At 71.8% G+C, this 15797-nt stretch carries 15 protein-coding genes; 7 read left to right on the forward strand and 8 right to left on the reverse strand.

What is annotated here, in order from left to right; genetic code table 11:
• Positions 1–137: 137 nt before the first annotated feature.
• Both ppk2 and LNK82_RS33295 read right to left on the reverse strand, forming a co-directional pair.
• Positions 138–1127 carry a polyphosphate kinase 2 gene (gene ppk2 / locus LNK82_RS33290; protein ID WP_230570881.1) on the reverse strand — a complete coding sequence of 330 codons (990 nt, stop codon included), beginning with the start codon at positions 1125–1127 and terminating at the stop codon, positions 138–140.
• Between the two features lie 82 nt (positions 1128–1209).
• The gene (locus tag LNK82_RS33295; RefSeq protein ID WP_230570882.1) at positions 1210–2352 is read right to left on the reverse strand and encodes a trypsin-like serine peptidase; all 1143 of its coding nucleotides are present in this window, start codon (positions 2350–2352) and stop codon (positions 1210–1212) included.
• A gap of 256 nt (positions 2353–2608) precedes the next feature.
• Here LNK82_RS33295 and LNK82_RS33300 point away from each other — a divergent pair, with 256 nt between their 5' ends.
• The 3 genes from LNK82_RS33300 to vanX are packed head-to-tail and all read left to right on the forward strand — an operon-like array spanning position 2609 to position 5339.
• Entirely contained in the window at positions 2609–3652 is a 1044-nt protein-coding gene (locus LNK82_RS33300; protein ID WP_372470710.1) for a D-isomer specific 2-hydroxyacid dehydrogenase family protein, read from the forward strand.
• Positions 3649–4680 (forward strand): D-alanine--(R)-lactate ligase, encoded by a 1032-nt coding sequence (gene vanA, locus LNK82_RS33305; RefSeq protein ID WP_230570883.1) that lies wholly within the window; start codon positions 3649–3651, stop codon positions 4678–4680. The genes LNK82_RS33300 and vanA overlap by 4 nt, the downstream gene beginning before the upstream one ends.
• On the forward strand, positions 4677–5339 hold the full coding sequence (gene vanX, locus LNK82_RS33310) for a D-Ala-D-Ala dipeptidase VanX (RefSeq protein WP_230570884.1): 663 nt from the start codon (positions 4677–4679) through the stop codon (positions 5337–5339). The genes vanA and vanX overlap by 4 nt, the downstream gene beginning before the upstream one ends.
• Here vanX and LNK82_RS33315 read toward each other — a convergent pair.
• On the reverse strand, positions 5296–6393 hold the full coding sequence (locus LNK82_RS33315; RefSeq protein ID WP_268997482.1) for a sensor histidine kinase: 1098 nt from the start codon (positions 6391–6393) through the stop codon (positions 5296–5298). The two genes, vanX and LNK82_RS33315, sit on opposite strands and share 44 nt — an antisense overlap.
• Before the next feature lie 10 nt (positions 6394–6403).
• On the reverse strand, positions 6404–7099 hold the full coding sequence (locus LNK82_RS33320; RefSeq protein WP_230570886.1) for a response regulator transcription factor: 696 nt from the start codon (positions 7097–7099) through the stop codon (positions 6404–6406).
• Positions 7100–7221: 122 nt separating this feature from the next.
• Here LNK82_RS33320 and LNK82_RS33325 point away from each other — a divergent pair, with 122 nt between their 5' ends.
• On the forward strand, positions 7222–7695 hold the full coding sequence (locus LNK82_RS33325; protein ID WP_372470719.1) for a M15 family metallopeptidase: 474 nt from the start codon (positions 7222–7224) through the stop codon (positions 7693–7695).
• A 37-nt stretch (positions 7696–7732) separates the two neighbouring features.
• On the opposite strand, the gene LNK82_RS33330 is transcribed toward LNK82_RS33325, so the two are convergent.
• On the reverse strand, positions 7733–8323 hold the full coding sequence (locus LNK82_RS33330) for a hypothetical protein (protein WP_230570888.1): 591 nt from the start codon (positions 8321–8323) through the stop codon (positions 7733–7735).
• Positions 8324–8558: 235 nt separating this feature from the next.
• On the opposite strand from LNK82_RS33330, the gene LNK82_RS33335 reads away from it, so the two are divergent.
• Positions 8559–9587: an ankyrin repeat domain-containing protein gene (locus LNK82_RS33335; protein ID WP_230570889.1), complete on the forward strand. Its 1029-nt coding sequence runs from the start codon at positions 8559–8561 to the stop codon at positions 9585–9587.
• 9 nt (positions 9588–9596) lie between these two features.
• Here LNK82_RS33335 and LNK82_RS33340 read toward each other — a convergent pair whose 3' ends face one another.
• The gene (locus LNK82_RS33340) at positions 9597–10586 is read right to left on the reverse strand and encodes a LacI family DNA-binding transcriptional regulator (protein ID WP_230570890.1); all 990 of its coding nucleotides are present in this window, start codon (positions 10584–10586) and stop codon (positions 9597–9599) included.
• Between the two features lie 103 nt (positions 10587–10689).
• On the opposite strand from LNK82_RS33340, the gene LNK82_RS33345 reads away from it, so the two are divergent.
• Positions 10690–12609, forward strand: coding sequence for a discoidin domain-containing protein (locus LNK82_RS33345; RefSeq protein ID WP_230570891.1), 1920 nt, complete (start codon positions 10690–10692; stop codon positions 12607–12609).
• A 522-nt stretch (positions 12610–13131) separates the two neighbouring features.
• Complete coding sequence (locus LNK82_RS33350) at positions 13132–14583, forward strand: protein adenylyltransferase SelO (protein ID WP_230570892.1); 1452 nt, start codon at positions 13132–13134, stop codon at positions 14581–14583.
• On the opposite strand, the gene LNK82_RS33355 is transcribed toward LNK82_RS33350, so the two are convergent.
• Positions 14523–14891: a UDP-N-acetylglucosamine 2-epimerase gene (locus LNK82_RS33355; protein ID WP_268997493.1), complete on the reverse strand. Its 369-nt coding sequence runs from the start codon at positions 14889–14891 to the stop codon at positions 14523–14525. The two genes, LNK82_RS33350 and LNK82_RS33355, sit on opposite strands and share 61 nt — an antisense overlap.
• Before the next feature lie 63 nt (positions 14892–14954).
• Positions 14955–15767 carry a cyclase family protein gene (locus tag LNK82_RS33360; RefSeq protein ID WP_230570893.1) on the reverse strand — a complete coding sequence of 271 codons (813 nt, stop codon included), beginning with the start codon at positions 15765–15767 and terminating at the stop codon, positions 14955–14957.
• Between the last annotated feature and the right edge of the window lie 30 nt (positions 15768–15797).

Raw genomic sequence — 15797 nt, forward strand, 5'->3', positions numbered from 1 at the left:
GGACGACCGCTGGGACCTGGTCGGCGGCGACTTCTTCGCCGGGGCGCCGCCCGGCGACGTCCACCTGATCAAGCGGATCCTGCACTACCGGGACGACGAGCAGTGCGTGCGGATCCCCCGCCACTGACGGCGCGGTCTCACGGGTGCACGCCCGGCCCGTGGTCGGCCTCCGGCGGGTGCTTGTCGTCGGCGTGCGCGAGAGGGGTGGGGCTGAGCGTGGTCTCGTCTTCGCCCTCCTCCAGGAGCGTGGCGGCCGGACCGACCACCCGCGGGTCCGGCTCCCCGACCACGTCGGGGTCCTTGTCGGTGTAGTCCACGCGGGCCAGCACGCTGCGCATCGCCTCGATCCGGGCCCGCTTCTTGTCGTTGCTCTTCACCACGGTCCACGGCGCGGCGTGCGTGTCGGTGGCCCGGAACATGGCCACCTTCGCCGCGGTGTAGGCGTCCCACCGGTCGAGCGACCTGATGTCGTTCGGGCTGAGCTTCCACTGGCGGACCGGGTCGACCTGGCGGATCAAGAACCGCGTCCGCTGCTCCGCCCGTGACACCGAGAACCACAGCTTGACCAGCGCGATCCCGTCGTCCACCAGCATCCGCTCGAACGTCGGCGCCTGCCTCATGAAGCGCTCGTACTGCTCGTCGGTGCAGTAGCCCATGACCCGCTCGACGCCCGCTCGGTTGTACCAGGACCGGTCGAACAGCACGATCTCGCCCGCCGTCGGCAGCTGGGAGACGTACCGCTGGAAGTACCACTCGCCCTGCTCGCGCTCGGTCGGCTTGCTCAACGCCACCACCCGTGCCCCGCGCGGGTTGAGGTGCTCGGTGAACCGCTTGATGGTGCCGCCCTTGCCCGCCGCGTCACGCCCCTCGAACACGACGACCATCCGCCCGCCGGTGTCCTTGATCCAGTACTGCAGCTTCAGCAGCTCGATCTGGAGCAGCCGCTTGGACAGCTCGTACTCCTCGCGCGTCAGCCGCGTCGGGTACGGGTAGTTCTCCCGCCAGGTGTCGATCTCCGTGCCGTCGGGGCGCCGCAGCACCGGGTCGTCCCCGTCCTCGTAGTCCACCACGAGGTCGTCCACGCGCAGGCCGGGGAAGTAGTCGCCGAGGTCGAGCACGCTGTCCACCGGTTCGACGTACCCGGCCGGGGTTCGACGAAACCTTCCGGTCACGCGGGTCGCACTCCGGGAGCGCGACCCGCGTGAGGCGTCACAGCAGCGTGCTGATCTGAGCGGCGACCAGGTCGATCCGGACGCCCTGGTTCGGGCAGCCGCCGTAGTGGTGCAGCCCGATCACCTTGTGCGTGCGCCGGGACAGCACCGGCGAGCCCGACGAGCCGCCCTCGGTGTCGCACCGGTAGGCGATGTCGGACTGCGACGAGCTGCCGTTCACCCGGACGGCAGACACGGCGCAGTAGCCGCCGCCGTTCTGGTCGTCACGCAGGGAGAGCTTCTTGAGCTTGCCCGCCGGGTGGCCGACGACGTACATCTCCTCGCCGACCGCCGGGACCCGCGCGTCCAGCTCCAGGTAGCCGAACGACGCCAGCGACGCGAAGTTCGTGACGCTGAACAGCGTGTAGTCCAACGCCGCGCTGGTCTTGAGCACCGACGACACCAGCACCTTGGTGACCGCGGCACTGGCCGTGCCGCCGCAGGTCGGGCACTGGTAGTTGAACCACACCTCGATGCCGGTGCCGCTGGTGAAGCAGTGGTTGTTGGTCAGCATCCGGTTGTTCGCGCCGACCCGCCAGGCCGTGCACAGCGAGCCGCCGTTGCGCAGCAGCTTCGCCACCGCCTTGGTCCTGCCGAACTCGGTGGGGTTGCTCGACTGGTAGCAGACGACGTCGCGGTAGTCGTTCGTGCCGCAGATGCTCTTCGGCGCCAGTTCCGCCGCCGCGGCCAGCTCGGCGTCGGTGTACCCGCGGGTGATCTTGTCGAGTACCACCCGGCTGGCCGGGTGCGCCGGTCCGCCGTCCCGGCCGCGCAGGCTGACCACGGCCCGGTCGCCGGTGACCGACATGGCCCAGAAGCCGGTGCCGTCCACGGTCGCGGTGCCCGACGCGGTGACGTCGGAGGTGTAGCGGTAGGACTCGGCGCCTGCCGGGTCGGACACCGTGAGCACGTCGCCCGCGACCAGGCGCAGGCCGGTGAAGTGGGTCTTCAGGTACCACGAGCCCGGGCGTTCGAGGGTCGTGGTCTGGTTCTTGCCGCCGAGGACGGTCGAGACGACCTCGTCCTCGCCGACCTTCTGGAGCTGTTCGACGTGGTCCGGCGCCGGTGCCGCGGTCGCGGTTCCGCCCAAGAGCGGTACCACGAGGAGGGCGGCAGCGAGGAGTTGCAGGGTTCTCCGCACTGGTTCACCTCACATCTGGAGCAGGGATGGGTGACACCTCGATGCTGCTCCTCTGAACGTGAGGTGTCAGCCCTCCGAAGGTCGGGTACTGGGATGTCCACTTAGGACGGTGTTGCCCGCGAGCCGGCGCACGCGCCCATTGACCGTCCTCTGTGGACCGCGAAGCACCCGACGCATACTACCGACCAGTAACATATCGTCGGCGTATCGAGAACCGCATACGCGCCGGCAACGCCGCGCCGTCTTGACTGGCGGCATGACCGACAGCGAACCGGCACGAACGTCGGCCCGTCACACCCGGTCGCCGGTGTCCTGGTCCTCGTCGTCCGGTCCGCCGACGGGGATCACGGTGTACGGCTGCGAGCCGGACGAGGCCGCCCTGTTCCGGGAGATGGCGCCACGCTTCGGCGTCGTGCCGATCATCACCGAGGCCCCGGTGTCCGCAGCCAACGTCGACCTGACCTCGGGGAACCGCTGCATCAGCGTCGGGCACAAGACCCGGATCACGAACTCCACGGTGCTCGCGCTCAGCCGGGCCGGCGTGAAGTACATCTCCACGAGGAGCATCGGGTACGACCACGTCGACGTGGACTACGCGGCACGCGTCGGGATCTCCGTGGAGAACGTCGCCTATTCGCCCGACAGCGTCGCCGACTACACGGTGATGCTGATGCTGATGGTGCTGCGGAACGCGAAGTCCGTCATCAGGCGTGCCGACGCCCATGACTACCGGTTGCCCGACGTGCGCGGGAAGGAGTTGCGCGACCTGACCGTCGGGGTGGTCGGCACCGGCCGCATCGGCGCCGCGGTCATCGATCGGCTGTGGGGTTTCGGCTGCCAGAAGCTGGCCCACGACATCCGTCCCCGGACCTCCGCCGACTACGTGCCCCTCGACGAGCTGCTGCAGCAGAGCGACATCGTCACGCTCCACACGCCGCTCACCGCCGACACGCACCACCTGTTGAACCGCCGGCGCATCGAGCAGATGAAGCACGGCGCGTTCGTCGTCAACACCGGACGAGGTGGGCTCATCGACACCGAGGCCCTCGTTCCGGCGTTGGCGAGCGGCAGGTTGGGCGGCGCCGCGCTGGACGTCCTCGAAGGAGAGGAAGGGATCTTCTACGCCGATCGCCGGCACCGGCCCATCACGAGCACGCAGCTGTCGCGGCTGCAGGAACTGCCGAACGTGCTGATCAGCCCGCACACCGCCTACTACACCGACCACGCGTTGAGCGACACGGTGGAGAACTCCCTCGCCAACTGTCGCGACTTCGACCGCAGAAAGCAGCACTGGATATGAAGATCGGAATTGTCTTCGGCGGCCGCTCCGAAGAGCACGACGTCTCCGTCAAATCCGCGCGGGAGGTGGCGAAGCACCTCGACCCCGGGAAGTACGAGCCGTACTACATCGGGATCACGAAGAGCGGCTCCTGGCTGCTCTGCGACGGGCCCGACGCGGAGTGGGAGGACGGCGTGTGCCGTCCGGTCGTGCTGTCGCCGGACAACGGCGTGCGCGGGTTGCTCGTGCTGGAGGACGGGCGGTACGAGACGATCGGGCTGGACGTGGTGCTGCCCGTCCTGCACGGCAAGCTCGGCGAGGACGGCGCGGTGCAGGGGTTGTTGGAGCTCTCCGGCATCCCCTACGCCGGCTGCGACGTCCAGAGTTCCGCCCTGTGCATGGACAAGTCCCTGACCTACCTCGTCGCGCGCGGCGCGGGGATCGCCACGCCGGACTTCCGGACCGTCCCGGCGGGCGAGCAGGTCGATCCGGACCGGCTGACCTATCCCGTGTTCGTGAAACCGGCCCGTTCGGGATCGTCCTTCGGGGTCGGCAAGGTGACCCGGGCGGAAGACCTGCCGAGCGCGGTGGCCGCCGCGAGGCAGTACGACTCCAAGGTGCTGATCGAGGAGGCGGTCGTCGGCAGCGAGGTCGGCTGCGCCATCCTGGGCCACGGCGCGGAGCTGATCGCCGGCGAGCTGGACCGGATCGCGCTGTCCCACGGCTTCTTCCGGATCCACCAGGAGAGCGAGCCGGAGAGCGGGTCCGAGAACTCGACCACCATCGTCCCGGCCGACATCCCGGCCGAGTCGCGCGCGCTCGTCCAGGAGACCGCGAAGGCGGTGTACCGCGCGCTGGGCTGCCGGGGGCTCTCGCGCGTGGACATGTTCCTGAAGGAGGACGGCACGGTGGTCCTCAACGAGGTCAACACCCTGCCCGGCCTGACCTCGTACAGCCGGTACCCGAGGATGATGGCCGCCGCCGGGTTGTCGCTCGGCGACGTGGTCGACCGCGTCGTGTCCTCGGCGTTGGCCGGACCGGTCCGATGAACGACGACTTCGTCTTCCTGGACGAGTTCGCGCCCGGCATCCGCTGGGACGCCAAGTACGCCACCTGGGACAACTTCACCGGCAAACCCGTGGACGGCTACCTGGCGAACCGCATCGTCGGCACGAGGGCCTTGTGCGCGGCCCTGGAGCGCGTGCAGAGGAAGGCCGCGACCCTCGGCTTCGGCCTGCTCGTCTGGGACGGCTACCGCCCGCAACGCGCCGTGGACTGCTTCCTGCGCTGGTCGCGACAGCCGGAAGACGGCCGGACGAAGTCACGGCACTACCCCAACATCGATCGCGCCGAGATGTTCGAGCAGGGCTACGTGGCCGCCAGGTCGGGCCACAGCCGCGGCAGCACGGTCGACCTGACGCTCTACCACTCGGCCACCGGCGAACTCGCGCCCATGGGCGGTGACCACGACCTGATGGACCCGATCTCCCATCACGGCGCACCGGGGATCACGCAGGTCGAAGCGAGGAACCGCAGTCAGCTCCGCTCGCTCATGGAGGACTGCGGTTTCCGCTCCTACGACTACGAGTGGTGGCACTACACGCTGAACGACGAGCCTTACCCGGACAGCTACTTCGACTTCCCCATCACGTGGTCGACGCCGCTCAGCCACCGGGCCCCGGTGGCGCGACGGGTAGCCGCACGCTGATGCGGAGCCCGCCGCCGGCCCGCGGGGTGAGGGTGAGGGTGCCGTCGTGGGCTTGGGCGATGCTCTTGACGATCGCCAGGCCGAGTCCGACCCCGGCGTGGTCCCCGCGCACGCGTTGGGTGCCGCGCTGGAACGGTTCGGTGAAGGTCGAGACCAGCTGCGGGGCGAGCTCCTCGCCGGTGTTCTCGACCGTGAGCACCGCCTTCTTGGCCTCGACGCCGGTCGTGACCCACACCGTGCCCTGATCGGGCAGGTTGTGGACGATCGCGTTGTGCACGAGGTTTGTCGTCAGCTGCAGCAGCAGCGCGTGCGAGCCGGTGGTGGGCGTCAGGTCGCCGGAGGTCTCGATGGCGAGGCCACGCTTCTCCGCGAGCGGGAGGAGCGTTTCGGCGGCTTCCTCCGCGACGAGCGACAGGTCGACGTGCTCTCGGCTGAAGGTCCGCTGGTTGGCGCGGCTGAGCAGGAGCAGCGCCTCGGTGAGGTCGATCGCCCGGGTGTTGACGAAGCGGAGGCGTTCGACGAGTTCGCCGGCATCGCGGTCCGGGTCGTTGCGGGCGACGTCGAGGAGCGTCTGGGTGATCGCCAGCGGGGTGCGCAGTTCGTGGGAGGCGTTGGCGGTGAACCTCCGCTGCTCGTCGTCGTGCGCTTCGAGCCGCGCGAGCATGGTGTCGAAGGCGTCGGCGAGTTCGCGGAACTCGTCCTGGCGGCCCTCCAGCGCGATCCGGTGGGAGAGCGATCCCGCCGCGGCCCGGCGGGTGGCGTGGGTGATGCGGGTCAGGGGCGCGAGCATGCTGCCGGCCAGCAGCCACCCTCCCAGTAGGCCGAACACCAGCAGGAACGCCATCACCAGGCCCGCCTTCGGCACGAAGGCCTCCTCCAGGGCGGCGCGGTCGGGCACCGACGGGCCCGGGCGCCAACTCCCCGGCGGATCGGGGTAGTCGATGACCTCGGGCACGTAGCGCAGCAGGAACACCCAGACGACCGCGAGCAGCGAGGCACCCGCGAGCACGAGGAACCCGGCGTAGCTGAGGGTGAGCTTGAGGCGGACGCTCATCCCGGGTTGCCTATCCACGGTCCCGCCCCTCGCGCCCGGCGTCGGACGCCGCGTCGATGCGGTAGCCGACGCCGGGCACGGTGGCGATGACCCACGGCTCGCCGAGGCGCTTGCGCAGGGCGGAGACCGTGATGCGCACGGCGTTGGTGAAGGGGTCGGCGTTCTCGTCCCACGCCCGTTCCAGCAGCGCTTCGGCGCTGACGACACCGCCTTCGGCGCCGACGAGGACTTCGAGCACGGCGAACTGCTTCCTGGTCAGCGCGACGTACCGGCCGTCCCGGTAGACCTCGCGGCGGAACGGGTCCAGCCGCAGGCCCGCGATCTCCCGCACGGGCGGCCTGCTGTGCGCGCGCCGTCGGTCGAGTGCCCGGAGCCTGAGCACGAGCTCCTTCAGCTCGAACGGCTTGGTGAGGTAGTCGTCCGCGCCGAGCTCGAACCCGGAGGCCTTGTCGTCGAGCCGGTCGGCGGCGGTGAGCATCAGGATCGGCATGCCGCTGCCGGAGGCGACGATGCTCTCCGCGACCTCGTCACCGGACGGCCCGGGGATGTCGCGGTCGAGCACGGCGATGTCGTAGGAGTTGACGCCCAACAGCTCCAGCGCGGTGTCGCCGTCACCGGCGATGTCGGCGGCGATCGCTTCCAGCCGAAGCCCGTCGCGGATGGCCTCGGCCAGATAGGGCTCGTCCTCGACGACCAATACGCGCATGCCCCGATGCTACGGTCCGGCCCATATCGCGGGCATATCGAAAAACTCGAACGTGCTCGCAACACCGCGTCGCCTTCATTGGAGGCATGCGCTCCCGCGAATCGGCAAGCACCACGAACCGAATGCCCGCGTCCCCGGCCGACCTGCGCGCACACGGCGCCGTCCCCGACCCCGTGACGGTCTTCGACGAGGGGATTCCGGCGGTGGCCAACCTCGATCCCGATCTGCTCGACGCGCTGCGCCGCGCCGCGACCGATGCCGCGGCCGACGGGATCGAGTTCTCGGTGAATGGCGGTTGGCGTTCCCCGGAATACCAGGAGCGGCTATTCGACGAGGCGGTCTCCGAGCACGGCTCGGAAATGGCCGCGGCCCGCTGGGTGGCCACCGCCGACACCTCCGCCCACGTGTCGGGGGACGCGGTCGACATCGGACCGGCCGCGGCCAGGGCGTGGCTGTCCCGGCACGGCGCCGCCTACGGGTTGTGCCAGGTCTACCGCAACGAACCCTGGCACTACGAACTGCGCCCGGAAGCCGTCGCCAACGGCTGCCCGCCCCTGTACGCCGACCCCTCGCACGATCCGAGGATGCGGCGGTGACCGGTGGGCGCGGCGACCCGAACGCGCGGGACAGCCGTCAGTGGCGCAGCCGGCCCGTGATGCCGCGGCCGTCGGTCGCCACGCCCTCGATCCTGGTCGGGTCGACGCTCCACCGGTGGGCCAGCGCCATGACGTCGTGCTCGCCCGGGATCCTCTCCCACCAGGTGTCGTCGTCCGGCGACTCGGGCCGGGTGCCGATGCCGAGCGCGGTCTCGTCCACGGTCACCTCGCCCTCGGACAGCGGCACGCCGCCGCCGTCGAAGTAGTAGGCCCGGCGCACCTTCCCGCCCGCGGCCAGCGCCCAGGCGCACGTGCCGGTGACGCGGTAGGTCTGGAAGAACTGCACGTGCCCGAGCCGCTCGCTCAACCCGGCGACCCAGTCCAGGAAACCCGGGCTGGACGCGTCGGGCAGGCCGCGACCCGGCACCAGCACCCAGGGACCGATCGGCGGGGCGACGAACACCGCGCCGTCGTAGGCCAGGTCGACGCCGTGCGCCCAGGTCACCCGCTTGCGCCGGATCAGACCGAGCACGTCGGCCGCGGTCGTCGCGTCGGGCGCGGTGACGGCGAGCCACCAGCACTTGTAGCCGAACGGGACTGCCCGGTCCACGCCCATGCCGAAAGCCACGCCCAATCCTCGCATCCCGCACGCCCCCTCCGCTCCCGTTTACCGCGGCCCCGACGTGTCGAGCGCGGTCGGCGTGCGCGACCTGCCGGCGTTGATCGGTATCCTCGGCTCGGCGTCGGAGGGCGCCGCCGGGTCCGCGGGCAGGACTGAGTCCACCTCCACCACCGGAGCGAGTCGCCTCTCGTGACGATCTCTTTCGACCCGGACGCGGACCACGGGTGACGAAGGAGACGTCATGCCCGACCTCCCCGCGCGGCCGAACCTCGACCAGTTGCGGCACCAGGCCCGGGACCTGCTGCGTGACGCCCGCCGCGGCGGCGTCGACGCCCTCGCCCGCATCAGGGCGGTGTCCGATCGGCTCGTCCTCGCCTCGGCGCAGCTCGCGATCGCCCGGGAGCACGGGTTCGCGAGCTGGGCCAAGCTCAAGCTGGAGGTCGAGCGCCGCGACGTCCTCAACCAGCGGGACGTCTCCCGGCTGGCGGACCTGCTGGCCCGGCACCCCGAAACGGCCACCACCCGGATGGAAGGCTGGTCCGACCACCGCAAGGGCGCCGACGTGCTCGGCTACCTGGCGATGCTGCGGCTCGACCACCGGCGCCTCGGCCTGCCGCGCGACCTGCCCGGCTCGGACGTGGCGGCCAGGGCGCTGATCGACGCCGGCGCGCCGGTCGACGGCCACCCCGGCGACCAGGAGACGCCGCTGATCACCGCCGCGAGCTGTGGTGACGTCGACGTCGCGAAGGTGCTGATCGAGGCCGGCGCCGACCTCGACGCGGTGGCCGCGCCGGACTCCGGCGGCGTGCCCGGCGGCACGGCGGTCGAGCACGCGGCGGTGTTCGGGATGACCGACGTCCTCGACCTCCTGGTCGCCGCCGGAGCCCGGGTCGACAGCCCGGAGATGGCCGCCGCCGCGGGAGACCTGACCGCCTGGCCGCCGCGACGGCTGAGCCTCCAGTGCCGACTGCGGTGCCTGGTGTTCGCCGCCGACCACCAGCGGCTGGAGGTCATCGACCGGCTCGTCGCCGCCGGCACCCCCGTCGACGAGGCCGACGCCGAGTGGCAGCGGATGCCGCTGCACGTCGCGGCGGCCAACGGCAAGCCCGCCGGCGTCCGGCGGATGCTCGACCACGGCGCGGACCCGGCGCTGCGCGACCCCCGGCACCTCCGCACGCCGCTGGAGTGGTGCCGGCTCTCGGAGGGCGACAGCCCGGGGCACGCCGAAGTGGCCGCCCTGCTCGTGGAACAAATGAAACAGGATCTGTAACGCGGACGCTCAGGCCGGCGCGGGACCGGTGGAGTCGCGCACGACCAGCGTCGTGGACAGCTCCAGGTGCAGGGCTTCGGGCCGGTGCCCGTCGAGGACGCGCATGAGCTGGGTGACCGCGATGCGCCCCATCTCCTGCAAGGGCTGGCGGACCGTGGTCAACGCGGGGCGGGTCGCGCGGCTGAGGTCGATGTCGTCGAAACCGGCGACGGAGAGGTCCTCGGGCACCCGCAGCCCGCGGTCGTGGGCGGCTCGGAGCGCGCCGACCGCGAGCTTGTCGTTGAAGCAGACGATCGCGGTCGGCCGGTCCGGCTCGTCCAGCAGGTCGGCGGCGGCGCGCACCCCCTCGGCCGCGGTGGGCTCCACGTGGTGGACGCGGTGGGGGGCGGGCAGGACGCCCGCCTGGGCCAGCGCGGCGTGGTGGCCCGCCGTGCGCGCGTCGCCCGCCAGCCAGTCCAGGGGTCCGGCGATGACGCCGATGTCGCGGTGGCCCAGCTCCACCAGGTGCGCGGTGAGCGCGCGGGCGCCCGCGAGGTGGGCCGCCGACACCGAGGCGACGTCCGGCGGCGGCGCGGTGCGCGGGTCGACCACGACGAACGGGAAGCCGCGACGGGCCAGCGCGACGAGCCGGTCGCCGTCCTCCGGCGGCAGGATCAGGATCGCGGCGTCCACGTCGGGCTCGTCGGGCAGCGTGGTCAGCACGTCGGACCGCTGCGAGGAGACACCGGCGTCGAGGACCATCCGCACGTTGTGCAGGCGCAGCGTCTCGGCGATCGAGGACACGATCAGGCCGAAGTAGTCGGTCAGCACGTACGGGCACCGGACGTGCACGGTGCGGCGGCCCCGGGGCGCGTCGGTCCGGCTGCGCGCCATCGCCTGGAGCACGAGTTCGCGCGTGCGCGGCGCCACGTTGACGTGGTCGTTGAGCACCCGGGAGACGGTGGCGATCGAGACGCCCGCCTCCGCGGCGATGTCGCGCACCCGCGCACGCCTGGTCACCTCGGCAGCTTAACCGCGTCTTGCGCCTTGACTTGCCCGGCACGTCACGTGTTCCATCACGAAACACATTTTCCGAGCTTGTTACATTGCTCGAAGGAGAGCGATGAAGAGATCCCGGACGATCGCCCTGACCGCCGCCGCGGCGCTCTCGGTCGGCCTGACCGGCGGCGCGGTGCAGGCGGCCGACCGCGGCACGACCTCGGCCCGGGTGTGGGTCACGACGGTGGACCGCGGCGAGTTGCTCGCCGAACGCCCCGCCGTGGCGTTCCGGACCGGCGCGTCGCCGCACCAGACCATCGTGGTCGACCCCGACGTGACCTACCAGGAGGTCGACGGCTTCGGCGCGTCGATCACCGACTCGTCGGCCGCCGTGCTGCACCGGCTCACGCCGGCGGCGCGCGAGGAGACGATGCGCAAGCTGTTCGACCCGGTGCGCGGCATCGGCGTGAGCTTCCTGCGGCAGCCGATCGGCTCGTCGGACTTCACCGCCGAGGCCGAGCACTACACCTACGACGACGTCCCGCCCGGCCGGACCGACTTCGGGCTGCACCACTTCAGCATCGCCCACGACCAGGCCGAGATCCTGCCCCTGCTGCGCCGGGCGAAGCAGCTCAACCCGGCGTTGCAGGTCATGGGCACGCCGTGGAGCCCGCCGGCGTGGATGAAGACCACGGACTCGCTGGTCGGCGGTCGGTTGAAGGACGACCCGGCGATCTACGACGCCTACGCGCGCTACCTGGTGAAGTTCGTCCAGGCGTACGCCGCCTCCGGCGTGCCGGTGGACTTCCTGTCGTTGCAGAACGAGCCGCAGAACCGGACGCCCGACGCCTACCCGGGCACCGACATGCCGGTGGCGCAGCAGATCAAGGTCATCGAGGCGCTGGGACCGCTGCTGCGCAAGGCGAGCCCGCGCACGAAGATCCTCGCCTACGACCACAACTGGAGCACCCACCCGAACGACGTCGCCGCCACGCCGCCCGGCGAGGACCCGGAGACCGACTACCCGCACCGCATCCTGGCGAGCCCGGCCGCGCGGTGGGTCGCGGGCACCGCGTACCACTGCTACTCCGGCGACCCGGCGGCGCAGACCGCGCTGCACGACGCGTTCCCGGACAAGGGCATCTGGTTCACCGAGTGCTCCGGCTCGCACGGCCCGCAGGACCCGCCGGCGCAGGTCTTCCGCGACACGCTCAAGTGGCACGCCCGCAACGTCGTCATCGGCACCACCCGCAACTGGGCGAAGTCCGCGGTGAACTGGAACATCGCGCTGGACAGCGAGGGCGGGCCGCACAACGGCGGCTGCGGCACGTGCACCGGCCTCGTCACGGCCCACCCGGACGGGACCGTGTCCACCGACGCCGAGTACTACACGATCGGTCACCTGGCGAAGTTCGTGAAGCCCGGCGCGAAGCGCGTCGCCAGCACGTCGTTCGGCACGACGGGCTGGAACGGCCAGATCATGGACGTCGCGTTCCGCAACCCGGACGGTTCCACGGCGTTGGTCGTGCACAACCAGAACGACGACCCGCGCCCGTTCGCGGTCCAGGTCGGCGAGCGGATCTTCGAGTACACGCTGCCCGGCGGCGCGCTGGCCACGTTCACCTGGCCGCGGGCCAGGGCGTTGGACGGCGGGCTCGAGCCGGTCTCCCTGGCCGGCGCCACCGCCACCACCGCGCCGAACGGGGAGAACGCGGCCGCGGCCGTGGACGGTGACGCGTCGACCCGGTGGAGCAGCGGCCAGGGGCAAGAGCCGGGCCAGTACCTCCAGGTCGACCTCGGCCGCGAGACGAAGTTCCGGCGGGTGGCGATCGACAGCGGCGGCAACCTCGGCGACTACGCCCGCGGCTGGCGGTTGTCGGTCAGCGACGACGGCACCGACTGGCGGACCCTGGCGTCCGGCGCGGGCGTCGGCCAGTTGACCACGGTCGACGTGCCGCGCACGCGGGCCCGTTACCTGCGCGTCGGCACCACCGCGTCGGCCGGCAACTGGTGGAGCGTCGCCGACGTCCGCCTGTACCGCTGAGGTTGCCCCGGCCGGGGTCGCGCGATCGCGGACCCCGGCCGGGCCGGCGGCGCTCGAGTGGTGGGGCCGGGTTCCCCCCGAGCTCGACCGGGACGCGGTCGAGAGCCGTGTGGGCTTCCGCTTTCCCACCGACTACCGGGAGTTCATGACCCGGTTCCCCAGGACCTCGACCGGACGTTGACCGTGGTGGAGGAGTTGCGGGAGTACGACGACACCTGCGCGCCGTTCCGGGAGCCACGCGGTGTGATCCCGTTCGCCGGTGACGTCGCGGGCGGGTCGCTGTGCCGGCTGCCGTGGACCTCCGACCCCCGACCGGTGGCACGTGGTGCGCCTGAGCCGGAGCAACCACTGACCGAGGACGAAGCGGTCGATGGCCGCGGTGACGCTCGAACTGGCGACCAGCCGGAGCGAGCGCAACGTCCTCGGCTGGGACCTGGCGGCCAAGGACCAGGGATTCGAGCCCTTCGACCAGGACTCGTGACCGATCAGGACCCGTGACGCGGACGACGTACCGTGGACCGGGTGAGCATCGCACCGGCAACCGTCACCCTGAGCGACCAGTTCGCCCGCACGCTCCCGGAGCTGGCCCTCGCGTGGCGGGCCGAGCACGCCCCCTCGCCGAACCTGCTCGTGCTCAACGAGCGGCTGGCCGCCGAGCTGGGCCTGGACGCCGACTGGCTGCGCAGCCCGGAGGGCCTGCGACTGCTCGTCGGCGAGCACGTCCCCGACGGCGTCACGCCCGTGGCGCAGGCCTACGCCGGGCACCAGTTCGGGCACTACGCACCGCGGCTCGGCGACGGTCGCGCGCTGCTCCTCGGCGAAGTCGTCCACCCCGACGGCGGCACGCGCGACCTGCACCTCAAGGGCTCCGGGCGCACGCCGTTCGCCCGTGGCGGCGACGGCCTGGCCGTGGTGGGCCCGATGCTGCGCGAGCACGTCGTGAGCGAGGCGATGCACGCCCTCGGGATCCCGACGACCCGTTCGCTGGCCGTGGTGGCGACCGGGCGGGCGGTGCGCCGCGAGACCGTGCTGCCGGGAGCGGTGCTCGCCCGCGTGGCGAGCAGCCACCTGCGCGTCGGCAGCTTCCAGTACGCCCGCGCCACCGGGGACGTCGACCTGCTGCGCCGGCTGGCCGACCACGCGATCGCCCGTCACCACCCCGGGGCCGCGGAGGCCGACAACCGCCACCTCGCCCTGTTCGAGGCGGTGGTCTCGGCGCAGGCGTCGCTGGTGGCGCGGTGGATGCTCGTCGGTTTCATCCACGGTGTCATGAACACCGACAACATGACGATCTCCGGCGAGACCATCGACTACGGGCCCTGCGCGTTCATGGACGCGTTCGACCCGGCCACCGTGTACAGCTCGATCGACCACGCCGGGCGGTACGCCTACGGCAACCAGCCGCGCGTGGCCGAGTGGAACCTGGCCCGGCTCGCCGAAGCCCTGCTGCCGCTGTTCGCCGAGGACGAGGAGCGGGCGGTCGAGGTGGCCGTCGAGTCGCTCGGCGCGTTCCGCGGGCAGTACGACGACGCCTGGTCGGCCGGCATGGCCGCGAAGCTCGGCCTCGCCGGCACCGCGCCCGCGCCGCTGGTGGACGACCTGCTCACCCTGCTGCGGGACAACCACGTCGACCACACCTCGTTCCACCGCCGCCTGGGCGCGGCGGCCGGCGGCGACACCGAGCCCGTGCGCGAGCTGTTCCTCGACCTCGCCGGGATCGACGCCTGGCTGGCCCGCTGGCGCGCCCTCGGACCCGACGCCGACGCCATGCGCCGGGTCAACCCGGTCTACGTCCCCCGCAACCACCTGGTGGAGGAGGCGCTCGCCGCCGCGACGGAGGGCGACCGGGTCCCGCTGGAACGGCTGCTCGACGCGGTGACGTCCCCGTTCGACGAGCGCCCCGGCCTGGACCGCTACGCCGAACCGGCGCCGGAGCACTTCGCCGCCGCGTACCAGACGTTCTGCGGCACCTGAGCGACCACCTCGCGGACCGCCGCCGCGATGCGCTCGCCGCTGCGCGCGTCACCGAACGGCGACCGGACCTCCGCCGGCGCGGCACGGCGGGCGTCCCCGTCCACCAGCCAGTCCAGGGCGAGCGCGGTGGGGTCGTCGTGCGGCCCGACGAGCCGGCCGAAGTCCCGCAGCACCTCCGGCTGTTCGGTCGACCGCCGCACGAGGAGCACCGGCCGCTTCAGGGCTGTCGCCTCCTCCTGCACCGCGCCGGAATCGGTGACCAGCAGCCCGGCGTGCTTGGCCGGCGCGAGGAACTCCGAGTGCCACAGCCGGTCTGCTCGCCGGCCGGCTGCGGCTGACGCCCGGCGACCACCCGTCCGGCGGTTAGCCCGCTACCGCTTGGGCACGAAGGCGTAGATGCTGGCGGGCGAGCCGGAACCGCGGCGGTTGACCGTGCCGCCGACCAGGACGTGCGCGCCCTGCTCGGGCAGCTCGGCCAGGTTCGCCAGGACCTCCAGGCTGATCCGGTGCTCGCGGTAGAGCAGCTTGGAGACCCGGTACTCGGAGTCGAGCGCGGACTCGGGGCTGAACGTGTCCGTGCCCAGCGCGCCGCGCCGGCCGAGGCGACCGGTGTCCACCAGCCACCGCACGGCCTCCAGCGAGAACCCCGGCTGGTGCATCAGCCCGTCGGCGTCGAAGTTGAAGAACGCCGGGGTGCCCCAGCGCTCCTCCCACCCGGTCCACAGCACGACCGCGGCCTCGTTCGGGATTCGGCCGTGCCGCTTCTCCCACCGCAGCAGGTCGGCGACGCTCACCTCGAAATCGGCGTCGCGCGCGGCCTGTTCCCGCACGTCGATCTTGACCGCGGGCAGGAACAGGTCCTCGGCGTCGAGCTCGTCGGCGTGCGGCTGGTCGTCGTTGAAGTGCGAGGGCGCGCCCCAGTGGGTGCCGGTGTGCTCGCCCTGCTGCACGTACTGCAGGTAGAACCCGTGCTCCGGCACCGTGGTCACGGTGGTGAGGGTGAACGCCGGGTCGCCGGGGTAGACGTTGGTCCGGTCCGGGTCGTTGACGTGGGCCAGGTTGACCAACCGGTAGTCGGCCAGGCCGAGTCGGCCCGAACGACCCGAAGCGCCCGCCGCACCACCGCCCGCGAACATGCCGCCCACCGCTGTCGCCACACCCGCGAGCATCGAGCGTCTCCGCACCGCCGACCACTCCTCTGCCTAGCCGTCACC

This window comes from Saccharothrix luteola, assembly GCF_020859565.1.
GTDB classification, from domain to species: domain Bacteria; phylum Actinomycetota; class Actinomycetes; order Mycobacteriales; family Pseudonocardiaceae; genus Actinosynnema; species Actinosynnema luteola.